Source organism: Cryobacterium frigoriphilum, assembly GCF_004403305.1.
In the GTDB taxonomy this organism is placed as follows: Bacteria; Actinomycetota; Actinomycetes; order Actinomycetales; family Microbacteriaceae; genus Cryobacterium; species Cryobacterium frigoriphilum.
The window spans coordinates 1-23,579 of record NZ_SOHE01000090.1; the positions used below are offsets into that span (position 1 = coordinate 1).

At 62.1% G+C, this 23,579-nt stretch carries 20 protein-coding genes and 1 pseudogene; 14 read left to right on the forward strand and 7 right to left on the reverse strand.

Annotated elements, in window-relative coordinates:
- Positions 1–183: 183 nt before the first annotated feature.
- On the reverse strand, positions 184–816 hold the full coding sequence (locus tag E3T55_RS19585; protein WP_134521244.1) for a recombinase family protein: 633 nt from the start codon (positions 814–816) through the stop codon (positions 184–186).
- 184 nt (positions 817–1,000) lie between these two features.
- Here E3T55_RS19585 and E3T55_RS19590 point away from each other — a divergent pair, with 184 nt between their 5' ends.
- Positions 1,001–1,735, forward strand: a complete 735-nt coding sequence (locus E3T55_RS19590) for a hypothetical protein (RefSeq protein ID WP_166791851.1) — start codon at positions 1,001–1,003, stop codon at positions 1,733–1,735.
- A 37-nt stretch (positions 1,736–1,772) separates the two neighbouring features.
- On the forward strand, positions 1,773–2,360 hold the full coding sequence (locus tag E3T55_RS19595; RefSeq protein WP_134521248.1) for a hypothetical protein: 588 nt from the start codon (positions 1,773–1,775) through the stop codon (positions 2,358–2,360).
- A 119-nt stretch (positions 2,361–2,479) separates the two neighbouring features.
- On the opposite strand, the gene E3T55_RS19600 is transcribed toward E3T55_RS19595, so the two are convergent.
- From E3T55_RS19600 to E3T55_RS19610, 3 genes are all read right to left on the reverse strand, one after another.
- A complete protein-coding gene (locus E3T55_RS19600; protein WP_134521250.1) occupies positions 2,480–5,047 on the reverse strand; it encodes a DEAD/DEAH box helicase in 2,568 nt (855 codons plus the stop codon).
- Between the two features lie 3 nt (positions 5,048–5,050).
- The gene (locus E3T55_RS19605) at positions 5,051–7,012 is read right to left on the reverse strand and encodes a site-specific DNA-methyltransferase (RefSeq protein WP_166791852.1); all 1,962 of its coding nucleotides are present in this window, start codon (positions 7,010–7,012) and stop codon (positions 5,051–5,053) included.
- Between the two features lie 808 nt (positions 7,013–7,820).
- Entirely contained in the window at positions 7,821–8,714 is an 894-nt protein-coding gene (locus tag E3T55_RS19610) for a ParA family protein (RefSeq protein ID WP_119972342.1), read from the reverse strand.
- 209 nt (positions 8,715–8,923) lie between these two features.
- Here E3T55_RS19610 and E3T55_RS19615 point away from each other — a divergent pair, with 209 nt between their 5' ends.
- Complete coding sequence (locus E3T55_RS19615) at positions 8,924–10,090, forward strand: coiled-coil domain-containing protein (RefSeq protein ID WP_174775496.1); 1,167 nt, start codon at positions 8,924–8,926, stop codon at positions 10,088–10,090.
- 256 nt (positions 10,091–10,346) lie between these two features.
- On the opposite strand, the gene E3T55_RS19620 is transcribed toward E3T55_RS19615, so the two are convergent.
- Together E3T55_RS19620 and E3T55_RS19625 are read right to left on the reverse strand one after the other, a co-directional pair.
- Positions 10,347–12,110 carry a bifunctional DNA primase/polymerase gene (locus tag E3T55_RS19620; protein ID WP_241993167.1) on the reverse strand — a complete coding sequence of 588 codons (1,764 nt, stop codon included), beginning with the start codon at positions 12,108–12,110 and terminating at the stop codon, positions 10,347–10,349.
- A gap of 728 nt (positions 12,111–12,838) precedes the next feature.
- A complete protein-coding gene (locus tag E3T55_RS19625; RefSeq protein WP_134521256.1) occupies positions 12,839–13,138 on the reverse strand; it encodes a hypothetical protein in 300 nt (99 codons plus the stop codon).
- Positions 13,139–13,263: 125 nt separating this feature from the next.
- On the opposite strand from E3T55_RS19625, the gene E3T55_RS19630 reads away from it, so the two are divergent.
- From E3T55_RS19630 to E3T55_RS21105, 7 genes and pseudogenes are all read left to right on the forward strand, one after another.
- Positions 13,264–13,728, forward strand: coding sequence for a hypothetical protein (locus E3T55_RS19630; protein ID WP_134521257.1), 465 nt, complete (start codon positions 13,264–13,266; stop codon positions 13,726–13,728).
- A gap of 61 nt (positions 13,729–13,789) precedes the next feature.
- Positions 13,790–14,203 carry an ImmA/IrrE family metallo-endopeptidase gene (locus E3T55_RS19635; RefSeq protein WP_134521259.1) on the forward strand — a complete coding sequence of 138 codons (414 nt, stop codon included), beginning with the start codon at positions 13,790–13,792 and terminating at the stop codon, positions 14,201–14,203.
- Positions 14,203–15,183: a hypothetical protein gene (locus E3T55_RS19640; RefSeq protein WP_134521261.1), complete on the forward strand. Its 981-nt coding sequence runs from the start codon at positions 14,203–14,205 to the stop codon at positions 15,181–15,183. Before E3T55_RS19635 ends, E3T55_RS19640 begins: the two co-directional genes overlap by 1 nt.
- The gene (locus E3T55_RS19645; protein WP_166791853.1) at positions 15,180–16,361 is read left to right on the forward strand and encodes an alpha/beta hydrolase family protein; all 1,182 of its coding nucleotides are present in this window, start codon (positions 15,180–15,182) and stop codon (positions 16,359–16,361) included. Before E3T55_RS19640 ends, E3T55_RS19645 begins: the two co-directional genes overlap by 4 nt.
- A 331-nt stretch (positions 16,362–16,692) precedes the next feature.
- The gene (locus E3T55_RS19650; protein WP_198418614.1) at positions 16,693–17,715 is read left to right on the forward strand and encodes an SIR2 family protein; all 1,023 of its coding nucleotides are present in this window, start codon (positions 16,693–16,695) and stop codon (positions 17,713–17,715) included.
- Positions 17,716–17,866: 151 nt separating this feature from the next.
- A pseudogene (locus tag E3T55_RS21250) lies at positions 17,867–18,601 on the forward strand (ATP-binding protein); the annotation flags it as partial.
- Between the two features lie 111 nt (positions 18,602–18,712).
- Complete coding sequence (locus E3T55_RS21105; RefSeq protein ID WP_338145135.1) at positions 18,713–19,468, forward strand: ATP-binding protein; 756 nt, start codon at positions 18,713–18,715, stop codon at positions 19,466–19,468.
- A gap of 287 nt (positions 19,469–19,755) precedes the next feature.
- On the opposite strand, the gene E3T55_RS19665 is transcribed toward E3T55_RS21105, so the two are convergent.
- A complete protein-coding gene (locus tag E3T55_RS19665) occupies positions 19,756–20,121 on the reverse strand; it encodes an ArsR/SmtB family transcription factor (RefSeq protein WP_166791854.1) in 366 nt (121 codons plus the stop codon).
- A 395-nt stretch (positions 20,122–20,516) separates the two neighbouring features.
- Between E3T55_RS19665 and E3T55_RS19670 the strand changes: the two genes are divergently transcribed.
- The 4 genes from E3T55_RS19670 to E3T55_RS19685 are packed head-to-tail and all read left to right on the forward strand — an operon-like array spanning position 20,517 to position 23,579.
- On the forward strand, positions 20,517–21,218 hold the full coding sequence (locus E3T55_RS19670; RefSeq protein WP_134521271.1) for a hypothetical protein: 702 nt from the start codon (positions 20,517–20,519) through the stop codon (positions 21,216–21,218).
- Positions 21,219–21,220: 2 nt separating this feature from the next.
- On the forward strand, positions 21,221–21,823 hold the full coding sequence (locus E3T55_RS19675) for a M23 family metallopeptidase (RefSeq protein ID WP_134521273.1): 603 nt from the start codon (positions 21,221–21,223) through the stop codon (positions 21,821–21,823).
- 27 nt (positions 21,824–21,850) lie between these two features.
- Positions 21,851–22,165: a hypothetical protein gene (locus tag E3T55_RS19680; RefSeq protein ID WP_134521275.1), complete on the forward strand. Its 315-nt coding sequence runs from the start codon at positions 21,851–21,853 to the stop codon at positions 22,163–22,165.
- Position 22,166: 1 nt separating this feature from the next.
- Positions 22,167–23,579, forward strand: coding sequence for a TrbL/VirB6 family protein (locus E3T55_RS19685; RefSeq protein WP_134521277.1), 1,413 nt, complete (start codon positions 22,167–22,169; stop codon positions 23,577–23,579).

Consider the following 23,579-nt stretch of genomic DNA (forward strand, 5'->3'; position numbering starts at 1 on the left):
AGATCAGATCAACGAACTCAGTACGGGTGTTAGCGGGAAACAACTTAGGCATGAAACGCTCCATCTCCTGAAGCGTTGCTACGACCATATGACTTTGCCGGCCATCTGTCACTCCCCTGTACCTCGAATGGGTCTGTTTCGAGGTTAACAGGTCATTGGCACCACCCGCTGGACATGCCCAGATCACGTTGACTCGACGATCGGAGTCGCACTCTCGCGTTTCCGATGCCGGTCACGCACGCGGTAAACGCTGCTGCGGGACATCCCGAACTGCGCAGCGATCGCCAGAACGTCGACCTTGGGGTCGGTGAATTGAGCAGCCAGCTCCGCGTCCTGCGCCGGGCTGAGCCGTGGCCGCCGGCCCTGCAGTTTCTCCCGCACGCCGGGGCGGGCCATGGCTTCTCGAGTGCGGAGACTGTTCCAACCGCTCTCGGCCTCAGCGACGGCCGTGAGCATCCGATAGAACATTGCTGCCATGGGATCGAGCGGGTCATACAGGTCACCGTCAACGTTGAGGAGGACTCTTCGCTCGCCCAAGTCCTTGACAATATCCACCACACCCAGGGCATTGCTCGCGAGCCGATCGATTGACGGGACCACGAGGGTATCCCCCGGCCTGCAGGCACCCAATGCCCTCGCCAGGCCATCCCGCGTCATGGCCTCGCCAGAGAAACCGTAATCAGTGTAGATCCGGGCGGGGTCGACGCCCAGCTGGTTCAGCCTGTTGACCTGCGCCTCGAAATCCTGCTCCACCAAAGAGACGCGAGCATAGCCAATCAGCACCGCCTCCGGCCGCAGCTCATCGGGTTCAGTCATTCGCGCTCCTCCCTCATGGACACGACTTTATCAGTTAGGCGCGCATAAATGAGAATATAGCGATGATGCCGCAGCAAGAAGGGATCGCGGGGTCGTCCTGTCCGGTGCAAGCCCATCGGATGTGAGACGCGTGCCGCCGATGTCGGAGGGTGCTGCAACAATTGGCGTGACGAAAGGTATCCAGATGCCAGAGCAGCCGATTCGGCCCGGGGTACACTTCCTGCTCCGCGAAGACCAGGGGACTCACGCCGAGCTTGCCCAGCTGATCACCGCATGGATCGGGGGCAAGCAGACGACGGCAAGGATAGTCGTTCACCAGAAGTCGGTCCTCTACGACCTCTATGAGATCTCCCCCTTCCTGAAGCGGGTCGCCGCGCAAAAGGGCACCCACTTCTACTCCCATGGCGGGGGTCCGCTAGTGATCTTGTGGCCGACCGATGAAGTGCTCGATTCCTCTGACCAGCACATGACAGGAAAACTGTCCACGCTCGTGGTGACCTGGAGCGAGGACGCTGCAGAGATGGGCTGGCTACGCAAGCATCACGCCGTCGATCTCGTGACACGCGAGACACTGAAGCCGCTCGAGAGTGTGCTCAGTCCCGTGGTAGAGGTCGGTATGCGCTACCTCATAGAGCCCTACGTCCGAGGCAACGGCTTCGGCTCCTATCCGGGTAAGAACAAGGCCGTGGATGCGTTCCGCGCTTTCAAACGCGCGGGCATCACCATTGAGCCGAAGCTGCTGGTCGAGTTCCTCGTCGGCAACGGCGCGTCGATCTCTGACGCCCGCGAGCTCGCCGACTACGCCGCCCGAGTTGCCGCCGGGCGGGCCATTCAGACAAAACACGGTGGCGGCTTCCGCGACGACATACTCGACGTCTGGCGCGCGCAGATCGAGAACGCAGAGGCAGACATTGACTGACCTACATCCGAAGACCCACCTCCAGGCTGCCGCTTGGGTGCCTGACGACGATTCGCATCGTCCCTGGGATGAAGCTGCTTCACTGGCGGCGGACTGGATCTGGGAGCGGAGCGAAACGGAGGGTGTCACCCCTCTCCTTGTAACCAACACCCTTAAATCTGGCACCTTCATGCCGGTCCTCGACGATATCGCTCGTCGTGGAGGGCACGCCGCTCCACTTGGCAAGGAGCGCTTTGACCGTGGTCCAGTACTAGCTTATGTCCCGGTCGAGAAGACATTGAAGTACGCGATGGAACTCGCGCGGGGGTACTCACTAGCCGTCGTGGAGACGGACAGCTTTCCTCTCGCCGAGTGGGCCGCAGGAGCGGGAGCCATCAACTTGCTCGACGGCTCAGCATCTGCAAGCGAAATATCGGAAGACGTCAGGCACGATCTCGATTCCGCAATCTTCTTTGGAGGAAACAATGGCTGGACTGGATCTCACGAGAAAAATCACGCTCGCTCTCACCTACTCGATCACGTGAGGACGCGGCGCTTGTCCCCCGACGACGCTGCCGCCTATGCGATGTCTCAGGGCGTCTCAGATCGTGGCGCGCGGAGGCTACGAGATCTGTTAGCCAAGTAGAAGCCCGCTGTGGCTACTCATCGTCGACGCGGAAACCAATTCACATTCTGCTCACGCGAAGCTAGCCGATGGAGCGGCCAGGCGACGGAATTCCACGGGCTGCACATAAGCGCCCTGAACTAATACTCAATGGCGTGCGCGCGGAAGATCGCCTCGACGCTCTCGCCCGTTTTGAGGGCTCCTCGCACTTTTTCACGCGTAGAGGCATCGTGAATAGCAAGGAACAACATCTTGTCGTCGATCTGCGTCAGCGGCGCGATAGCGCGGAACTCCGACGCATGCCTGTCGGCGTAGTCGACGTACCCGCGGAGTTTGTCCGCCCAGTCCTCGAGTTGGATGCCGTGCGGGTCGATGATCGACGCCTTGATCTGGCCGGTGACTTCGTAGAAGAACACGAAATCAGGAAAGAGCTTCGCCCATCTGCTGGTACCGGAGTCGACATATGGGATGCAGAGGGCGCGGTCCCCGCCAGTCGGATTGCGATACCAGGCGAAGAAACCAGGCTCGTTCGTCTCAGTCTCAAGCACCTGCCGCTCAAGCCCGTCAGTCTGAAAGGGCTTCTTCCAGTACTTACTGTCGGAAGCATCTTGGTAGAGGTGCTTGACCCAGCGGTTAGCCAAGTCGCTGCCGATCTGCTGGCGGAGTTCGTTGTCGGAGAGCTCGGTGCTGGTCGCGACGGAGACCGCGTCTTCGATAGTGCCCTTGATAGTAATACCCAGCCGCTGCGTCGGACCTTTTGATTCCGCCTGCAGTCTCGTGTACCGGGCTCGGTCGGCTTCCGGGAGGTTCGAGATAGCCTTCGCATGGGCTTTGAACCAGTCCGTCGTAAGCGACGCTGCGGTCCTCTCGACGTTGGAGACAACTTGGTCGGTCAGTGCGAGCGCCGCTACGGTCACCTTAGCCTCGATGGGGTCTTCGTCCGGCTCCTTGTCGACGAGATAGCTCCAGTACGCCTCCGCAGTGCCGTCCTTGAGGCTGCGGCCAGCCCTCTTGAAGACATCGTCGATGTTCTTCGCATCCAAGCGAGTGCCGACAAGGCTACGTTCGCCGTCAACAACTAACCCGTCCAACGAGGTGAGGAGTTCGTAGACGGAAGCGCTCGATACCGCGCTCCGCTTCTCCTCGAGTTCGCCACCGATGGTGAGCTTGTCCGCTTCGTCGTCCAGCTTCCCGTTCAGGTAGGCAGTCGCCTGGCCGTAAGCTCCCGGACGGATGCCATCGTTGTCGAGCAGCGTGGCCAGCGCGTGCAGTCGGCGAGTTTCCGGCGACGATGCCTGAGCGGGCACGAGATAGGACGGCAGTTCGGCAAGCACGTTGAGCGCCGGTTGCATCTCCGCGGGCGCCTGATAGTCAAGGGTGATTCGGACCACTTCGGCCGAAGCTCCAGCCTCGCCTCCCGCGAACTGCTTGACGACGTCCATGACCGTATTTCGGTCGAACCTGGGCAGGAATGCGTGCACCCGGTTGAGAGTCTCGTCAGACGCAATGCGGCGCGCGAGCGGCTGACGGACGATGCGGCCAATGAGCTGCGCAATCGGCGTGTAGTCAGTGGAAGCACGCAGCGACACGAGTACCTCAGCACGCGGGCAGTCCCACCCGGTGGTGATTGCGTTCTTTGCCAGAATCACGCGGACTTCGGTGGCGTCCTGGATGTCCTGTGGCGGCATGTAGCGAACAGCTCGACCCGATCCGAGGTCGATTGCGGTGTGCTCGGCGAAGGTGTGAACGATATGGCCGGTGATTAGTCCGGGCCACTCCTCGGTGACCGCATCGACTACGGAGCGGAGGAGTCCGCGGAAGTCCTCGTCATCGGCTTTCCGGTCGGGCAGCTGCACGACGAGCGCAGGCTTTACTGCCGGTTCGCCCTGCTGCTCCGCGTAGGTTGCCCATTTCTTCTCGAATTCGAGGGTCTTCTGCACACCGAGGCGCACGAACGTCGTGTCCGCGATCACTTCGCTCTGCTTGGCGGCCGGCGCGAGCACGATGCGATCCTTGACGAGGCCGGACTCGCGCACATCATCGATGGGCACGACAACGTTCTTCTTGAAGCGATTCTGCTGTTCGAGTGCCTTGTTGAGCCGATCTGCGGTGGCAGAGATCCCTATGAAGACAGGAATCGGTTTGTCGCCATTGACGATCTTGTTTACTACGGTCCGCGATCCACCCGGCTTCTCGGTGACGCCGTGATGCGCCTCGTCAACGACAACCAAGAACCGGCTGGCGAGCTTCTTGACCGTGTTTGCAATCGTGTCCCAGATCGTCCACGTCTGCGTGTCGGAACGCTTCGTGATGCGCGCCGAGACCGAGGCAGCCTGAGTATTCAAGAAGTAGACCGCTCCGGGCTCGAACGACTCTTCATCGAAGGAGACGCCCTGTCCGATGAACCGAATGTCGCTGATCTTCTCGCTCGCCTCTTGCATCTTTCGGGCGGTCTGCGCGTTCAATGAGGGGTCATTCGTCACCCACAAGATCGTCGTGCCTTCCACGGGCTCCGTCGCATCAGAGCCGAAGATTAACTGCTCGATGACAGAAGTTGCTATAACCGTCTTCCCGGCACCCGTCGCGGCTTCAAGAACGACAGCTCCAAGGAGCTCGGGATCGTTATCGTAGCGAACCTGGGCCTTCTTGATCTCGGAAATCAACAATTCCGCAGCGGACCGCTGGAAGTCGAGAAGCTGGAACTTCATCCGTCAGCCCTTCCCATTGATCTCGAAGGAGTGCAGATAGTCCGAATACAGTCTGGTCGTGCTGATGCGCTGCTCCGCCGGTAGATATGCCACGGCTGTCTGAAAGGCACTCTCGGAGTCAGTGACCACGTACACGTGACGGATCGGCATCAAGTGCTCAGCGACAAAATCGGCGAACGTCTTGGCATGGGCTGTGTCGAAGAGGATGCCGTAGACCGCATCGCCCGGCAGCGCCCACGCGTTGTCGCCGTCGCGCCGGACAACAGGTCCGAGAGCGCCGGCTTTCATCCACAGGAGCGGTGCGACCGCATCGAACTTCCGTCCAAGCGCTACTAGGTTCGCGTCCTCGTACGTCAGCTTCTGAAACGTAACGTTCTCATCGAGCCCTTCCGAATACGTGGATCCATCCGGTCGGACACCCGTCACGACCGTTTCGATGCGCGGCCGGGTCACCTTTTGGAACACGCCTTCTGCCTCCCACTCCGGGTCGCCGGGGAAATACCCGGAGCTGCGCAGCTTCGCCGCCACCTTGGCCGCCACCTCGTTGTTGGTCACCAGAATCGACTGGCGCATCCCGCCATCCTCCGCGTTCAGTCGTATGACCGCCTCAGTAGTGGTGCCGGAGCCACCGAAGAAGTCCAGGATGACGGCATCCTTTCGGCCAGCCATCCGAAGCCACCGCATGATGACTTCGTGATCCTTCGGGAATGGGAACCGCTTATCTCCGAGCACACGCTCCAGATGTGCATTAGCCGCATTGCGCGAGTGGACGAAAGTCGGAACCGGCATCTCGTAGATGTATTCGTCGAGCGATTTCTTCTTGCGGGGGCGCTGTCCGAATGCGATCAGTCCGGCGCTGACGAATTCGTCCATCAACCCTTTCTTGACGGTCCATCCATTCTCGGGCGGATCATAAACCCGCCCGCTCTCTGGATCGGTGACCGTGTACCTAAGATTCGGCCGGTACAGCCGGTTAGTCAAGTCGGCCGTTTCGTAAATCATCCCCGACGGATCGATGTTGTTGAATCGAGTGAGCCCCTCGGACATGGACTTACTGTTCGCTTTGATGAACGCGCGAAGTGCGACCTGGGCTTGCTCGGCCGTCGAGCCGTGACTCAGCGTTTCCTGAACGAGCCTCAGCATGTCTGTCGCAAAGGGCTTCGGGTCAAGGAACTTCCCGACCTTTTCGGCGTTCTGCCCGTAGACCAACATGTAGTCCGTCCCGCCCGCGTGGTGCCGCGCGAGTGCGGATCCGCCGCCCTGCCAGGTCACGTTAGCAATGAAGTTGTTGGCACCGAACACCTGGTCCATTAGCATCCGCAACCGATGATGCTCATCGTCTCCGATCGCGACGATAACAACCCCGGTGTCCTTCAACAACCGCTTGGCATGAATGAGCCTGCGCTCCATGAACGACAACCACTTGGAGTGGCGGTACGCGTCAGTTTTGGAAACGAATCGGTCATTGTAAATCCAGTCGTCAGCGCCGGTGTTATAGGGGGGGTCGACATAAATCACATCGACCTTGCTCTCATTCGTATACAGGAGCATTTCAAGGGCATAGTAGTTTTCGCCCTCGATGACCAGATGCGCCGGTTTCTCACCCCCGCGCTTGATCTCGCCAAGCTGCTGTAGGCCCGGGTAAATGGGCACGTTGAAATCCTTCACGACCACGAGCCCGTCGAAATCATGCCGCTCCGTATAGCTACCCTCAACCGTCTGTTTGGCCGCGTCAACAGCGATGATCGAAGCCTCACGGGCTCGTGTCGAAAGCACCACATAGTTTTGCTTCGTCTCGGCCTGGCGGATGCGAACAGTATCGCCGCGGCGGGGGCGCACACTGGGCACTTCGAGATCCTCGGGAAGGTGGCGTTGGAAGACCAGACCGAAGTCCTTGCGTTCAACGAGCTTGGCTACCTCAGCGGCGATCTGCGCGCGCAGCGTCGGGTCCGAGATTCGTTCCACGAGGTTGTCTAGGTGCGCCATCTTAGAAACGCTACCGGCCCGTACAACGTTCTTTTGACGGCAACGAGTCTGATTCGCCTTGGGTGGCCAAACTCGACCGGCATCATGGCCGTGTTGTCCAGTCGTTGGCGACGCACATTGTCTGAGGGTTTGAGCGGGGCTTGATGTTCCAGCTGTGGGGCTTTAAATCGCCCGCGACCTTATTCGCTTCATCGGCCTGATCCGTTCAGGTGCAGTCGAAGAGCCTCAGCGACCAAGGCTGATCTTGAAGGCGCTCCAAGAGCCCGAACCTTGGTATCGAGCCACTCACGCTGTTCATTGCTGAGACGGAGATTCATCTGAATACCCGCGGTTCCCCGTCGACGGCGCGCACGGGTCGGCATTGCCTTGCCTTGGACGAGCGGCTCGATTGGGACGAATTCCGCAGCGAGCTGGGCATCCGTCACGAAGTCGAAGGCCTCCACGAGCAGGTCGGTATAAGTGATGCGCCGCGCCAGCGAGGCCTCACGAGCGCGTTCAAGCGTTAGCGGGGCCAGGTAGACACCAATGGTGGCGACCCCTCCCCCGCTTGCGCTGGAGGTGACGGGCCGAGTGACGGTCGCAGACTGCGGCACAGGCGCCACGGTTGGAGTATTAGCTGCTTCCGGTTCAGATGCAACCGCAACCGAAAGCGCTGGCACTGCGGATGCCGGTGGGCGCGGCGACAGAAGCCCCGCCAGGCCTGCAGCGCGATTCTTGGGCTCGGCCCCGCCGGTCTTAGGGGTCGCAAAGCTGGTGCCAACGCTGGAGCGTTTGATCATGCCGGCGTTCATGCGGTCACGACCTCGTCCTGGATCTGACTCAGCGCCGTGAGAATCTCACGGGTCAGGTTCTCGTAGTCCTCCGCCAGACCGCTCGCATCGCGCACGAACAATCCATCGGCCGGCTTCTCCTTCGCCTTGAGCGCGGTAAGCCTAGCCGTGCGGTCATCCCGTGCAGCTTGCTCCAGCTCGTGAATCAACAGCCCCCGGCTGCGCGCGTCGACGGCGGCGCTGTCGAGGTGACGAATGCGAGTCTCGAAAACGGGCGCGACCCCACCGAGCAGATCCGTCAGTGCCGCGCGCACATCCCTCTCGAGGCGAACGGAACGAGACCCAACCGCGAAGAGAACGACACCCGCGAGGCGCAGCTGCGGGTTGCGCGCGGCGACGTTTTGGAACCGTTCCGCGACTCGGGCGACACCGTCGATGCTGGCTTCGTCAGACCTCGTCGGAATGACAACGGATGTCGCCACGGCCAGGGCGCCCTCGGCAATCACTCGGTCTCCTGGAGGCGTGTCGAGCAGGATCAGGTCGTACTCCCCCGCGATTGCACCCAGCGTGCGCTCGAGCTGAACTCCGAAGTCGCCGGCGCCTCGCTGCTGCCATGAAAAGTTCAGGCCGGCGATGTCGCCGACTGCCGGGCCTCCGGGCACGACATCGAGGTTGGGCCGGACGTCTTTGAGTACGGGCAGGCTGCCCCCGGTCGCGAAGGCGTTGAAGAGTTCCTGCCCGTCGGACGGCGCGAAGCCGAGGTCCCGTGCGATGTTGCCCTGGGGGTCGAGGTCCACGATCAGGGTACGCACGCCCGCTGCCGCAGCCAGGCCGCCGACGTTGGCCACGAGGCTGGTCTTTCCGACTCCGCCCTTGCCCTGCTCAACAGCGACAGTGCGTGCAATAGCCATAGTGGACTCCCTTATTGTGCAAACTGCAATAACGATTGCTACCAGCATAGCTCACCGAATCGCCTTACGTATGGCTTTGCATCCAATCTTCAGTGCTGCAATACATAGTGCTATAACATGTACTATCCGTATTGCTATAAAAGGTTTAGTTTCGTTTCGTATTCAGTTACGTTCTGTTGTTTAGTATTTCATTCTGTTACACTGACGCTATGAGCGACCAGGAGCAGACGCAGACCGAACAGCGCACGTGCCGATTCCCGAGCTGCAACCGCCCAGCGATCGCCGCCGAAGCTGGCACCGGCCGGCCACCCGAATATTGCGATGACGACGGACACAATCGGGCCGCGGCATGGCGCGCCCGACGCAAGCTCACCGCCGAACCCACCCGCAACCTCGACGACGACAAGCGCCCGGTCGACGCTGCGCGCCAACGCGCAAGCGAGATCCGCGGCCAGGTCGCCGGAATGGTCGAGCACCTCGGTGTGCAGCTCAATGCTCTGGTCGAGGAGCTGCGAACCGTGGCCGACCCCGATGCCGCCGAGGCACAGATCGAGTCCGTCACTGCGGATGCTGCGGAACAGGTGGCGGCCGCATCCGCTCGAGCGAGCCGGGCTGAACAGGCCCAACGCAAGGCAGAATCCGAACGGGTTGAGGCCGACGCTGCTGCCGTGGAGGCTTCAGAGTTTGCCGACCAGCAGAAGGCGAGTCTCGATGGGGCCATCGAGCAGCTCGAGACTCAGGGGGAGGTCTTGAACCAGGTCGCCGCTGAACTCGCTGAGACCCGAACCGCGGGGGAGACCCGCGATCTGAAGGCTCAGGCCGACCTCGACGAGCTGCGTGAGCAGCTCACATTCAGTCAAACACGACTCGCCGAAACGGAACAGGCCCGCGAGGCCGCAGTGGCGCGTGCTGAGGCTTCGGCCACGGCACGAGCGGAAGCCGATGAGCGGGCCCGCGGAGCCGTTGACCGCGCAAATACGGAAGCCGAGCGCGCACACCGAGCCGAAGCCAACGCGGTCGGTGTTCGGGAGGAGCTCGAGAAAGCTCGTGCACAACGCGACGAACTCAGAGAAGAAACCAGCGCCCTCCGCAGCCATGTCGCCACTGTCACGGTCGAGCGCGACGCGGCCCGAGCTGATGCCGAACGAGAAACGGCTCACGGCGACCAGCGCGTCGCTGATCTGCGGCTGGCTCAGGGGCAACAGCTGACCCAGCTGCGGACTGAACTCGCGGAGGCAAGACAGGATGCCCGTGAGCAGCGCACACGCGCCGACAGGGCAGAGACGCAGCCAGCGAAGGCAAGTACCAACGTGACGAAAACTGGCAAGGCTGCCCCAAAGACTTCACGCAACACGCCCGAAGGCACTCTTACCTAGCTTCAGGTCCGCTTTGGCTGACGTCCGGGGGTGCGAGGGCGGGCAAGAGCTCACATCGGGTGGCCAGGAACGTAGTTCCAGCCTCCATCTCGGAGCCGGGAATGTCCGTCGTGCCAGGGGGACTGGCCCGTTGGTCTGATCCCGACTATCAAACCTCGTCGGTCTTCTCGGTGTCCTCGGGGTTGGCCACTTCATCCGAAATACTGGTGGGCTGTCCAGTCGACGCCCACGTCCCCAAAGAGCCAACCGACAGGGATTAAGCGGCGTCGCCGAGGTATTGCCAGCGGTTGTCTGGGTCCAGCAGGCCCAGGTCCACGAGCTCGCGGGCGGAGCGGTGATCGCCGCGTTGGGTACTCGAGCGCGGGTAACGGGGCCAAACCCGTTCACCCGGAGCATTGGTATCCCGAAACAGCGGCCTGCTCGACACATGCACCCCCTTGGGACGACGCCTGGGACCAGCGTTCATGGTGGTGACTTCGGCTTGCCACCACGCCCACACATCCCGTTCCGCCTGATACCGGCGTGCTCGATCCACGAGAAGACCAGCAACACCCACGATGCGCGCGGCCTTGTCGCGGAAGTCCTGTTTCGCCCGAGCCCACCCATTGGTGTGTTTGACGATCAGGCGGTAAGTGCGGAGGCGGCTGAGGATCGTGGCGGTATGACGGGTACTCACGCCCAGTAGCCGAGCGGCCGTATCGATCCTGAGGGAGGAGTGTTGAGCCAGGAGGGCGTAGGTCCTGCCGGCGAGATGTCCGAGGCCGGGGCGGGTGAAGAGGTCATGGCGGCCGTCGGTGAGCTGGCGTTCCAGCGTGGTCACCAACGACGTTCGCAGATTGAAGAGTTCAGAGGGGGGGCGGGGGTTATCTAAGGGTTGTGACGCAACCGTACGAGGGGCTGTGGAAAACTTCGGGATTAGCCCCCATTCGGCGGCGTTGCCGCCCTCGGCTAGGGCGACTCGGACGAGGAACCCGTCCGCCGCGAGGGCCGTCAGTGCCCGTCGGGCGGTGTCGCGGCTGAGGCCGACCATCAGGGCCAGATCCCGAATGGAGGCCGCGACGGTGCGTTTCCCGGTCTGCAAGCTCAGGTAGGCCACCGCGGTCAGGATGCTGCACTGGGATATGGCCGTTTCGCTTTGGCCCCACCGGCCGGGCGAGACCCGGAACCGGGTGAGGAGGTCCTCAACGGTGTCGACGATGATGCCCAGGTCGGTGAAGTCGGACGGGGCCTGCGACGTGGTCAGGGGCGCGTGCAGCGCCGAATACTGCTGGGCCTTGGCCCACTGCCGTTCCAGACGCGCTCGGGCCTCTGCCGGGCTGCGCGGTTTGCGGGTCCGGCGGCTGGTGTTCTTGGTCCGGTAATGCTCCATCCCCGGCGCCGTAAGGGACTCCTTTTCGACCTCGGCCAGGGTCCACCCGGCCGACGCGGCCGCGAGCAGGCACATGAAGCCCGTCCAGCTCGCGTTACTACCGCCGTTGACTGTGGCCATATGGCCCCGGCCCCACGTGCTGAGGGGGCGAGGAGCGCTGTAACGGATATCGATAGGGCCAGACGGTTTCGTATCGGCCGGCCGAGGCGCCGGCCGTGCCGCGTCGAGGACACCCGTCAAAGCCGTCAGGTCGCTGCTCGTGGCCGACGGGGCGAGCAGCCCCGCCAGTTGGCCGCGGAGGACCGTCGAACTGCTGCCATCACGGTGCGGGGCCAACGGCGGCCGTGCCCCACCCTCCCGAGGGTTGCAGAGCATCCCGTGGTCCAAGGTCGCGTAGTTGGCATGCGCAGCACCGGCCAGAGCAGACACCGTGCCAGCAGAAGCGCCCCCCTGCAGGGCAACCCAGATATGACGGCCCCCCGTTCCCGAAGACTGGCAAACCACATGCGCGATCCCGAGCCGATCAAGAATCCCCGACAGAGCATCACAGTCGTCCACGGCGCGTTCCATCAGATCAGGAGAGACCACGCCGGCTTCCTTGCCATCGAAGTCAAAACACAGAAGACGGAAAATACCGCCCTCATCAGCCATCCGCACAAGCCACGGCGTCGTAGGAGCGGTCGGTCCGACCCGGTAAATGAGAGGGTAACTGTTCTCGTCCAAACGACCGTACGCATCACGCTTCATCACCCGCACCTGGTCGCGCGGACTCAGACGGCGCGTCAGGTCCCAGGGGGTCCACTCAGTTGTGGGTGTCCGCCGGGTAGTAGACACGCCAGACACCGCTTTGGGTGCATTGAGCTCTAAGTGCGCTATGCTCTGTGGCATAGAGAAACCTCCCGTGAGGGCTGTTGAATCTGATTAGCTCGAACCTTTACGCCGGGAAGCAGAAGGGGTTTGAGCTACGAAACTTGCAAGAGCCCGTCGCGAAAGCGGCGGGCTCTTTCGTTTTAGGCGACCTTGGTGATCGGCAACTCCTCGTTATGGTGAATGGATGCCTGGGGCACGAGCGCGGACAAGCCGACATCTCGCGCGAGGACCGAAGCGATGTAGTCGCTTAGAGTCATTCCTCGCTCGTCAGCGCAATCGCGGACTGCATCCGCGATTGGTGACGGAACACGGGACAGCAGTGGTTGACGATCGCCCTTGCTTTTGCGCCCGCCGTAAGTTCTTTTAGGTGGCATGCCCCGACCATATCGGTACCCTGAATCAGAAACTCTGCAATCGGGTCGGCGTGTCGCAAGGAAAGGCCTGATGCAGCCAGTTTCAGCCCCCTTCGGGTACGGGGATGCCGGCATCGTGGCGGGAGATAGCATCCGTCAGCGTCCCAATATGCAGTCGACGTGCCCGGTGGTCGCAGCGGCTAGTGCGGCGTCGTTCAGAGCGTACCGAGCCTCCAGACCAGGAACACCGGTAACCTCAGCGACGAAGTCGGAGTGGGTGAGCATGGTGAGATCACGGCGCACCGCATCCTCACTGGTGCGAGTCTCCGAGGTCAGTTCAGCACACGTCAGCGGGCCCTTGAGTGCCAAGGATCGAACGATGTTCGCGACCGATCGCTGGGCGATGGGTTCGATCATGCGCTCGTCACTCTCCAGGGTCTTCGAAGTGCTGGGCATGCCTAACACTCTAGGCACGTCTAGCTAGGCATGTCCAGCTGGGCTAAAATTGACTGTGCACATTACGGCGCCCACGGACTTGACGGGTCGACCCTGTAGATTGCACCGACAAGCGAGAGGCCAGATTGACTGAACAGCACCCCGACGGGCCGGCAGGCGCGGACGAGAAAGCTAGGCGTACCCTGGCGAGCAAGCTCAACTTGCTGCTGGATGCCGTTGCCGCTGAACGGGGTCAGCCTCTGACCTACCGGGAGATCGCCACCGCCCTTGGCGACCGCGGGGTAAGCCTGTCCCGCGCCCGGTGGTCGTACATGCTCAGTGGGACCGGGTACCTGGTCACCGACGAAGCCCTTTTGCGGGGCTTGGCTGGGTACTTTGAGGTCAGCGCGGACTATCTTCTCGGCGGTCCAGATGCCGTCGAACCCGATCGAATCGCAGCAGTCAACGAACTAATTGCGGCCATGCGCGCCGCAAAGGTAAGAACCTTTGCGGCACGGACGCTGGGCGAGGTGTCACCACCCACCCTGCGAGCGATCACCGAGATTCTGAACCAGGTGATCGATGGACCGGCCAATGAAAAAAAGAACTGACGACTCGGATTCCGGGAATCGTCTCAGCCCTCGAGAACGAGCCGCTGCCGCATTCTCGGCATTGGCCCTCCCCACGCGAGTCTCGATCCTAAGCATCGTGTCCCTCGTCGAGGCGTCGAGAAATACGCATATCTCCATCACGACCTCGCCACTGCTGAACGGAACCGAAATCTGCGGGCTCTGGCTGCCCCGCGAAAATGACGATCTGATCTTCCACGCCGAAACCGATTCGGAACACCACCGGCAGCAAATCGTCTGCCACGAGCTGTCCCATATGATTTTGCGCCACGACGAGGTCGCCGGCCCGACCCTGCACGGTGTCTTGCTCGAAGCGGATGGCCCGGTGAGCGCATTCGGCCGTTCCGATTTTCGCGACGAGTTCGAATTGGCCGCCGAAGCGCTGGCCGACCTCCTGACCAGCGCCATTCGCACCAGCACCAAAGAGCCCGAGGGCTTTGAAGGAGTCTTCGGATAATGCAACTGATCATCGCCCTGGCCCTCTGGGTTCTCGTGGGCGCGCTGGCGATCGGTACCCGCCGACGCACTGATCAGAGCATCCTCTACGCCGCCATCATGATTGCTGTCTCGCTGACCCTGAACATCGACGCGGTGTACTTCGCGGCAGACGGGCTCCTCGGGGGCCGTAACTATGCGGACCTGCCCGCTAATCTTTTACTCCTGGTGGGCGTCTACTTCCTTTCGCGAGCGATATTGCGTGCATCATCACCGAGCCGCGCTTGCGCGACCGATCGGCCGTTTCGCGGCGGTGCCATCGTCACGGCCTGCCTCATGGTGATGATGTTTGTTTTCATCGATGCGCCCCAGACCTCGGGATCGTTCATGCAGGACTTCGGCAACCAACCCGCAGCTGCCGCCTACTCCCTGATCCAGTTCACCTATTTGGGCATCGTCGTCGCCCTGACGGGAACGATCTGCCTGCGCTTTGCCGGACGTATGAGTACCCCAGCTCGTCGACTCGGATTCCGTATCATTGGCGCCGGCTGTGGCGCCGCCGTCCTCACCGTGCTCAGCGTCGTAGGCATGGATCTCGCGCATGTCTTCGGGGCGATGTCGCTACTGGCACTGTTTGCGAGTGCATACGACGTGCTGAACCTGGCCGCTTTCCTGCTGCTCTGCCTGGGGTTGTCCCTCCCTCCGATTCTGGGCTGGGTCACCAAACGGATAGACCGGCGCAAACTGCGCGGCGTTCTCCCTGACCTCACTCGCATCTGGAACGACGTGTCTGCCCAACACGTCGAGTTGGGTGACGAGACTCACCGACACACCCCAGGCATGGCGTCGCGCGACGTGGACACCGTTGTGCACCGCACGTTGGTCGAGATCCGTGACGCTCTCCTGTTTGACCCAAGCGTTCGCGATCGGCTCACCGATGAGGATCTCGCGTTGCTCACGGCGACCGAGACGCACATCGGCGCGCAGAGCGCATCCGCGTGAAATTCGGCTACGTCCTGGCCGCGGGCGCTCTCGCCGTCGCCGGCATCGCTGTTGCGAGCCTGGCCGTCGTCAAACAGATCGTGGGAACGGATGCGTCGAGGCGCGAACCCCTCCGCGTGATCGCGGTCGACGATGTCTCCGCACCTCGCACCGTGACCCTGCCCTTGAACGAGGCAACCCGTGCGCCCGGCCACTACGCGATCTGGTTCGACTCCGGCCGCAGCTACGCGCAGCTCGGGCGGGTCATCGCCGTCGATGACCGTGCATCCCTCGTCACGCGCGAGGTAATCCGCTCGCGCGGCACTCCGCTGCGAGCAGGCCAATCGGCGCGGTGGAGCGGTGTCGTGCCATCTCAGGCAGCGGATGTCGGACTACCGTTCACCGCCGTCACCGTCCCGACCGCGCTCGGTCCCGCACCGGCTTACCACTTCGACGCCCCCACGGACTGGCCCCCGTCCTCGACGTGGGCGATCCACATCCACGGGCAGGGCGCGACCCGGGCGGGCCCGCTGCGCGGCGTTCCGGTCGCCCACCGTGCCGGCCTCACGTCGCTCGTGGTCTCGTACCGGAACGACCACGAGGCCCCGAGCTCGCGCGATAGAAAATCGATGCTGGGCCAGACCGAGTGGCGCGATGTGGACGCGGCCCTCGACTACGCCGTGGCCCACGGAGCCGAGAATGTCGTCCTGGTCGGCTGGTCAATGGGCGCGATGATCGCGCTACAGCTCACCCGGTCATCCCCGCATCGGGAGCGAATCGCCGGGCTGTGCCTCATCGCCCCGGTCACGGATTGGCGGTCGACGGTCCTCGCCGCCGGCCGTCGAGCGCGCGTGCCGGCACCCGTGACCCGCCTGGCGCTGTGTGCGCTCGGAAGCCCCTCGTGGCGGCGGGCAACCGGCCTCCAGGAGCAGGTACGCCTCTCCGACCTCGACTGGATCAACAACGGCTCCGACCTCAACGTCCCAACGCTGGTACTGCACAGTTCCGGCGACCGATCTATTCCGATCGCCCTGTCGCGGGCGTTCGCGGATGCCCACGAGGGGCTGGTCGAACTCGTCGAGCTGCCCAAAGCTCCGCACACCCTCGAATGGAACAGAAGCCCCGAGCTCTGGGAGACCACCTTCTCCGGATGGCTACACCGTCTCCTTTCAGTAAGGCTCTCGCGCAGTTTGCAATAGGTGGCGCTCGGCACAAGCTCTCCACTGTCGAGATGGTCGCTGCTATCCGCAGACGAAACTCGTTGGGTCCGGTCCCAATCGTTAGTCCCCAGCGCAGGGCGGGAAAGCGCCTGCGCTGGCCCTATTAGTACCGGGAGCACCCCGCTGTTCTCGCTCTCGGAGTTTCAACAAGTAAATAACGCGATCGATAAAATTGGATATCGTCAGGGTAATGATCACCCATGACGTTGCCCTGTTCGCAGGCGGTCTGAGCGCCAAACTTGCGACTCGATCTCGACACGTGTGCGCTTTCTTGGGTGCCGGAACGTCGAAAGCCTGCGGACTGCCCGACGTGGCCACCCTGCAGTCACGGATACTAAGTCGACTTGAGGGCTCCCAGCTAATTGCGTTCAAGCGCATTACCTCGACACGCAACCTCGAACAGGCCCTTACCCGCCTGAGAAGGATTCAAGCTGTAGTAGAAGTTGACGATGTCGTGGATGGTCTAAATGGCGCTCAGGCCATAGACCTAGATGCCTCGATCTGTCGGATCATCATCGATGAACTGACCAACGTAAAAGCGGACTTAGAGCCGGTCGGCCGATTGGCAGCTTGGGTTGCGCGGGCGGACTACGCTAAACCGGTCGAGCTTTTCACCGTTAATTACGACACGCTGCTCGAACAGGCTCTTGAGTCGCAAGGTGTCCCCTATTTCGATGGCTTTATCGGCACGCTAAAGGCCCGTTTCCGGACGGACATGGTTGAAGCCACCTCCGACGATTCCGACGTGTGGCTCCCATCTTTTTACGCACGCCTTTGGAAACTTCATGGATCCGTGAACTGGACCTGGGACACGGACGCTTCAATCTCTCAAGTCTTGAGGCTCGGCTCTGTAATCCCTGCGGGCGCACTGGCGGCCATTTTCCCGTCGGATGCTAAGTATGAAGAATCCCGACGGATGCCTTTCGTCGTCCTCCAAGATCGCATGCGTCGCGCTTTGAACGAGCCAGAAACACTATTTCTCGTTTCAGGTTACGCCTGGGCAGACGAGCATCTAAACGAGCTCATCTTCGATGCTGTGGCTCGTCGACCGCGGTCGGAGGTTGTGGCATTTTGCTTTGCCGAGATACCGCCGTCTCTTGCTGAGAAAGCCCTAACGGCTCCCAATCTTCAGGTCATAACCCAACAGGAGGCAATCATTGGCGGGATACGCGCACCATGGTCCGGCCCAGAAAAGGAAACGACTTTGCCGGCGGATATCTGGGAAAACAACCGATGTAACCTTGGAGACTTCGCGGCGCTGACGACGTTCCTAGCGAGGAGTTCCTCGGGCCCGGCTTTGGTGCACTCTGGCGGCGTATCCATTGAGAACTAAAGATGAAACGTATGTAGGGCGCGTACGACATGTGCTCGGCTCGCAAGTCACAGTGGAACTGGATCCAGGTCTGGCCGGGATTGCCCCGATCTATAGAGGGCACCTACAGCAGATAGGCCAGATCGGATCGCTGGTTCGACTCCCGCAAGGCATGGTAGACCTGATCGCGACAGTCACACTTGTGGGCATTTCGGAGCTGACGCCTGGCCCCGGCCCCCACGAAGTGTCACGGGTTGGCGAGAGATGGCTGCAAATACAGCTGCTAGGCGAAGTGGATCGGGGCACGCGGCAGTTCAGACGCGGCGTTGGTTCGTACCCGGGGCTCGACGACCCAGTGCATTTTGCACGAACGGAAGAATTAGAAGCGGTGTACCCGCACCCTTCCACGACTCACATCAGGGTCGGCCGTCTATCCTCGTCCCAAGCGGTGCCCGTCGCGCTAGACGTAAACAAGCTCGTTGTTAGACACTCGGCTGTTGTCGGTTCGACAGGTTCGGGAAAAACAAGCGTTGTCGCTTCCCTGCTTCAGAGTTTCGCAAGAGGGCACTGGCCAGCAGCGAACATTGTCGTAATCGATAGTCACGGTGAGTACGGCCACGCCTTGTCGGATTACGCATCCGTGCGGTCAGTTCTGGGCACTGGGGCGACACGACTCCACGTTCCCTACTGGGCTCTCCCCGCGGCAGACATTTTGCGCGCGTTTGCCGGGTCTGCTGGAGGCCCGACAACGCAAAAGTCCTGGGTGTCTTATGTAGCGGACGCGAGACGCACGTTTGTGTCGACTGCGTCGTGGCTGAAGCTAGATCCCAGCGCCGTGACTGCGGACACGCCGGTGCCGTTCGATATTCGGGAAGTGTGGCTACGGCTCGATTCTGAGAACCGGGAGACCAGACAGGACAAGCCCAACCCCTCGTCAGTGTGCTTGGAAAAGGAAGGCAATGCTCAGACTCTAACCCCGAATGTGTACACGCCCCACGGCCCCGGTGGACGACCTCCCATGCAGAATCCACAGTTTGGCGTCCACGGGAGCACCCCCGAACTGTTACGTCTCGGCTTGCTGGATCCTCGCCTAGCCTTCTTGCTGGAGCCCGCAGGTACTGCGGAAGGTCCGGATCCATTGGTCGGAGCTGTCGATTCATGGCTCGGGGGCACAAAACCGGTGTCCGTTCTGGATTTCAATGGCGTCCCAGACGATGCAGCCGAACTTGCAATCGGCGTCATCCTCAAGCTCATCTTCGACATCGCCATACGCACACCAAGCGGCACGGAAGGGATCGGGCGTCCCTGCCCTGTTTTGATCGTGCTTGAGGAGGCTCATCGTTACATAGGCGAAGACGCAGCTCCCATCGCTCGGGAAGCAGCGAACAAAATTGCCCGTGAAGGCCGCAAGTACGGCGTCGGACTGATGCTGGTCACGCAACGCCCTTCTGACCTACCCGACACCGCCTTGGCGCAATGCGGGACGATCATTGCGCTGCGTCTGACTAACAGCTCAGACCAGAGCAAAATTCGCACTGCACTTCCTGACAGTGTCACCGGTTTGGCAGAAACGCTCCCCTCACTACGAACGGGTGAAGCACTCATCAGCGGAGAGGCCCTGGTTCTCCCAACGCGAGCTCTCCTGGATCGCCCCGACCCTCTTCCCATGGCTGAAGATCCCTCGTTGGATTCTTGGCAAACAGGTATCGGTACACGGGATGTACAAACTTCCCTCGCCAGATGGCGCGGAATCTATGCACAGGAGCGAGAATGACCTTCGAATGGCAGCCCGTAGCGTCGACACGCATTGTGGCCGAGGGTTACGACCCTAACGCCGAGACGATCTATGTTGAATTCCCCACGGGCGGTGTTCAGTGGTGGTACGGAGCATGCCCCGCAGACGTCTGGGAACAGTTCACCGCACCGGGCCAGTCGCGAGGGCAATTCATCCATCAGATTCTTGATGCAAAACCTAACGGGCGATACGCCTAAGAGAAGCCCGTAGCCCTGGAAGCGCTGGTAAAGCTCATTTTTCTATCTGGACCAACCATTTTCTGAAGGTTACGAAGTGCGGTGATCGCGACTAGACGCAGGCTCCTCGGCGCCCTTACCGAAGAGGTAACGCATCCATGCTTGCCCAAGGGCTTCCACTCGGGAGCGGTGGATCGAGTACCGCACGCCACGCCCCTGGCGCTGTCCGGGTGGGAGGTCGGCGATGATGACGCCGTATTCTTCTAGCGCCCGCAAGTGACGGTGCAGAGTGCTGTCACGGATGCCGACACGGTCGCGGAGATCTCCATAGGTCATCTGGTCTTCCGCCGCCAGCACTCGAATGATGTCGTTGCGGGCGCGATTCCCGAAAATCTGCTCGATCGCCGTCATGTCACTGCTCCATTCGGGAGCTGACGATTGATTGACGGGATCCACCTGTCCATTGTGGCCCACGGCGACGCAACATCTGTGCGCCAGCCGTGAGGTCATTGACCTCACTCGCTAAGCTCTCATAATATGGCAGTATACTTTCACATATTGAGCGAACGAGGGAGGCGCAGTGAGGTCACACCGTGAGGCTACGCATCGAGTGCGTCAGCCACGGCCCGCGCCGACTCGCCCCACGGGAGCGACAGTGGCAGCCGATACAGTACCCCTAAACGGGTTACGCCAACCCGCCTACGTAAATAGAAGAGCGGGAGCGACCAGCAATTACGGGGGAGTCTCGGATCGTTGCTCGGCGCTGCCGCCCTCGACCTGGAGGCACTGACATGGCACAACGAGGGCGCGTCCCGCTGACGGACCATCAGCGCAAAGTACGCAAAACGATCTTGATCAGCGCAGCAGGTGCCACCGTACTGGTGAGCGTCGTCGGCTTGGTGGGGGCTCTCCTGTCGCAGCCGGATGAGGGCAACCAGTCACAGCCAGCACCGGCCGCGACACCGCCAAGCACGCAGGAGCCGGCAGAACCCGGGTCCGTGGTTGACGCATCCGTTGCCGAATTGGGCTGGTCGCCCGAGCCGATCACCACTGACGCGCGCGACTACGGGGTCGCCGCCGCGATCGCCGGATCGACGTATGACACCACGCTCGCCACCCGAAATCAATTCCGTGACAACCTCGCGACCTGGCATACCCTCGACCCGCGCTACGATCTGGACGCCGACCAACAGGATGCCCTCGACGGCAAGCTTGACGAACTCAACCGTCGGGTCGTCGTTCCTGCGTCCACGTGGGATGCCCAGGCCGCGAGCAATATCGCCGTGACCGCCGCCGTGGACGGTGATGTCTTGGTCGACTACGACCACCTAAGCCCGCAGCCGGGATCCTTGGACGTCCTGATCGCCGATGGCTACCACCTCGTCACCACGGACATTCTCGCGACCTACACGGGCCAGGGCGACGTCAGCTACGAGGAGCGCTACACCGTCAGCGTGCAGGTCAACTGCGGAAGCTCGACCCCCGCCGCCGACTCCGGACAGTTTCCGGCCGACTGCAAGCTCATCCGCTTCTTCCCCGAAGCGCGAAAGTAACCATGGCCGCGCCCCTCGCTATCGCAGTCAAAGTGCTGGGGCCGCGGCGCATTCTCAAGGCAGCGCTCTTCCTGCTACTGCTCATCAGTGCGCCCCTGGTGGCGACGATTGGGCTGCCCGTCGCGATGGCGGCCACGTTGGGGTCGGTGTCGCCCGTCCCACCCGCGGCCGGCGTGCCCCCGCCTATTGCGAGCGATGGGTGGACATTGCCGGTGGCCGGCTACACGATCACCGACAGTTTCGGGCCCCGCGACGCGCCCTGTGCGTACTGTTCCACCGTGCATTGGGGCATGGATCTGGCAAGCGGATGCGGCGAGCCCATCTTCGTTGCTAGCTCCGGAACCGTCTCACAGGTCGGCGACGAGGGCACCTACGGCTTTCGCATCATGATCGACCATCCGGGCGGCTTTCAATCCCTGTACGCCCACCTCACACAGGGGAGCGCGACGGTGGCGCCCGGCGACCCGGTCGCGGTGGGCGACGTGATCGCGAAAGAAGGCACCACCGGCCAATCAACCGGCTGCCACCTGCACTTTGAAACACGCATCGACGGGCAGCGCGTCAATCCCGTCCCATTTTTCCTCGAGCGCGGTCTCACGTTCTGACCCATCGCACCAACTGAAAGGCACACCTTGCACCTCCCTCTCTGGACCGCGTTCAGCGGAGTCCCCTCCGCGGTGGATGTCCCCGACATCACCCCCGACTGGAACGCCCCTTTCATCTCCGGTCTGACTAACATCGGCTCGTTCATTTTGGCGGGAGCGCTGATCTTCGTTTTGATCATGCTGATCATCGCCTTCGTGGGAGTGATCTCCAAAGGTGGCGGTTCCGAACGGTTCCAGTCCTGGTCCGGCGAATGGATTCTCAAGATCCTCGCCGTCGCCGCCGGGCTCGGCGCGGTCAACGCGATCTTCGCCTTCGCCGTCGGTTTCGACTTCGGTTTCTAACGTGCGCTGGGTTCTCGGCGTCACCGCCTCTCTCATCCTCGCGGGGACACTCGGCACCATCGGCGCGGCGCCCGCGTATGCCGCTGTGCCTCAGCCGGCCACGGCCGCCTCGGCCACGGTCGAGGAAGAATCCTGGAGCGGGCCGGCCTTTCCGGTCACGTGCACGGGGAGCTCGGCGCGCATCTCCTGCATGCCGGAGAACGTCACCGACAGCACCTCCGAGCGCTGCTTCGCCGAGATCCCTCATGGCGGAGCGAGTGTCACCGTCTGCACGCAGACCGAGGACAACGTCGGAGCGTTGACGGATGCGGGCGGCACAGAACTCACACTCGAGTACGGCTGCGGCCCCGTCGACGCCGTCTGCACCGTGGGCGAGATGATTTCCCGGGGCCTGGCATCCATCATCACCGGTGGCATGGCGACCGTTATCGACAACACCTCGTTCAACACCAGTTCCAGCCTGTGGAGCACCGCGATCAGCGAGTGGGCCTGGTGGAGCTGGGTCGTGCTGCTGGTCATCTTGATCGCCGGCATTGTCGCGATCGTCTCGGCGCTCTGGTCACGGGACGGCGCCGAACTGACCGCCGCCATTATTCGGTTCCTCCTCGCCGTTCCGCTCTCCGCCGGCTCCCTCTGGCTGGTCGGCAACATCGTCAACGTTGTCGACCAACTCGTCGACCCCCTGCTCACGCGCGGTGGCCAGGGCGAAGGCCTGTACCGGACGGTCGAGAACATCATTTTCGGCGGGGGAGGCGGCAACATCTTCCTGGCGCAGATCGTGCTGACATTCCTCACCATCGGCGTCATCGTGCTCGTCTTCGTATTCAGTTTCCGCAACCTCGCCCTCGCCGCGCTGGTCGCGCTCGGCCCGGTCGCGTTCATGCTTTTTCCGATGAAGATCGGTGTGCAGTGGGTGGTGCGCTGGTTCTCCGCGGTGATCGCCCTCATCCTGACCACCCCGCTCACCCTCGGATTTCTGATGCTTGTGCTCCGCGGTTTCGCCGAGGTAGACAGCATGTGGAGTATCCAGGCCATCCCGCTGGCTCTAGGAATGATCATGATCGCCTTCGCACCCATCGCCGTGTTTGGCCTGTTCTCTTTCATCGGCGCGGGAGCGACTTCCGCAATCGACAACATCGCCTCGCGGGGCGGAGCCACCGCCAGGCAGACTGGTGGTCGCGCGGCAAAGAGCCTGAGCTCCGCCGTCGCCAGCCGCACCGCAGCCGTGCGCCGACGCACCCCGTCAGCGCCGAGCGGGGGCGGTCCAACTCCGCGCACGTCGCCAGGACAGAGCCCATTCGCGACCAAACCGACGCCCTCAGCCAGTAAGCCCACCGGGCAACCGGCCGCGTCGTCCGGACCGTCTCCGACGCCGGCACCCTCGAAGTCCGCTGCACCGTCTTCCGCCCGATAG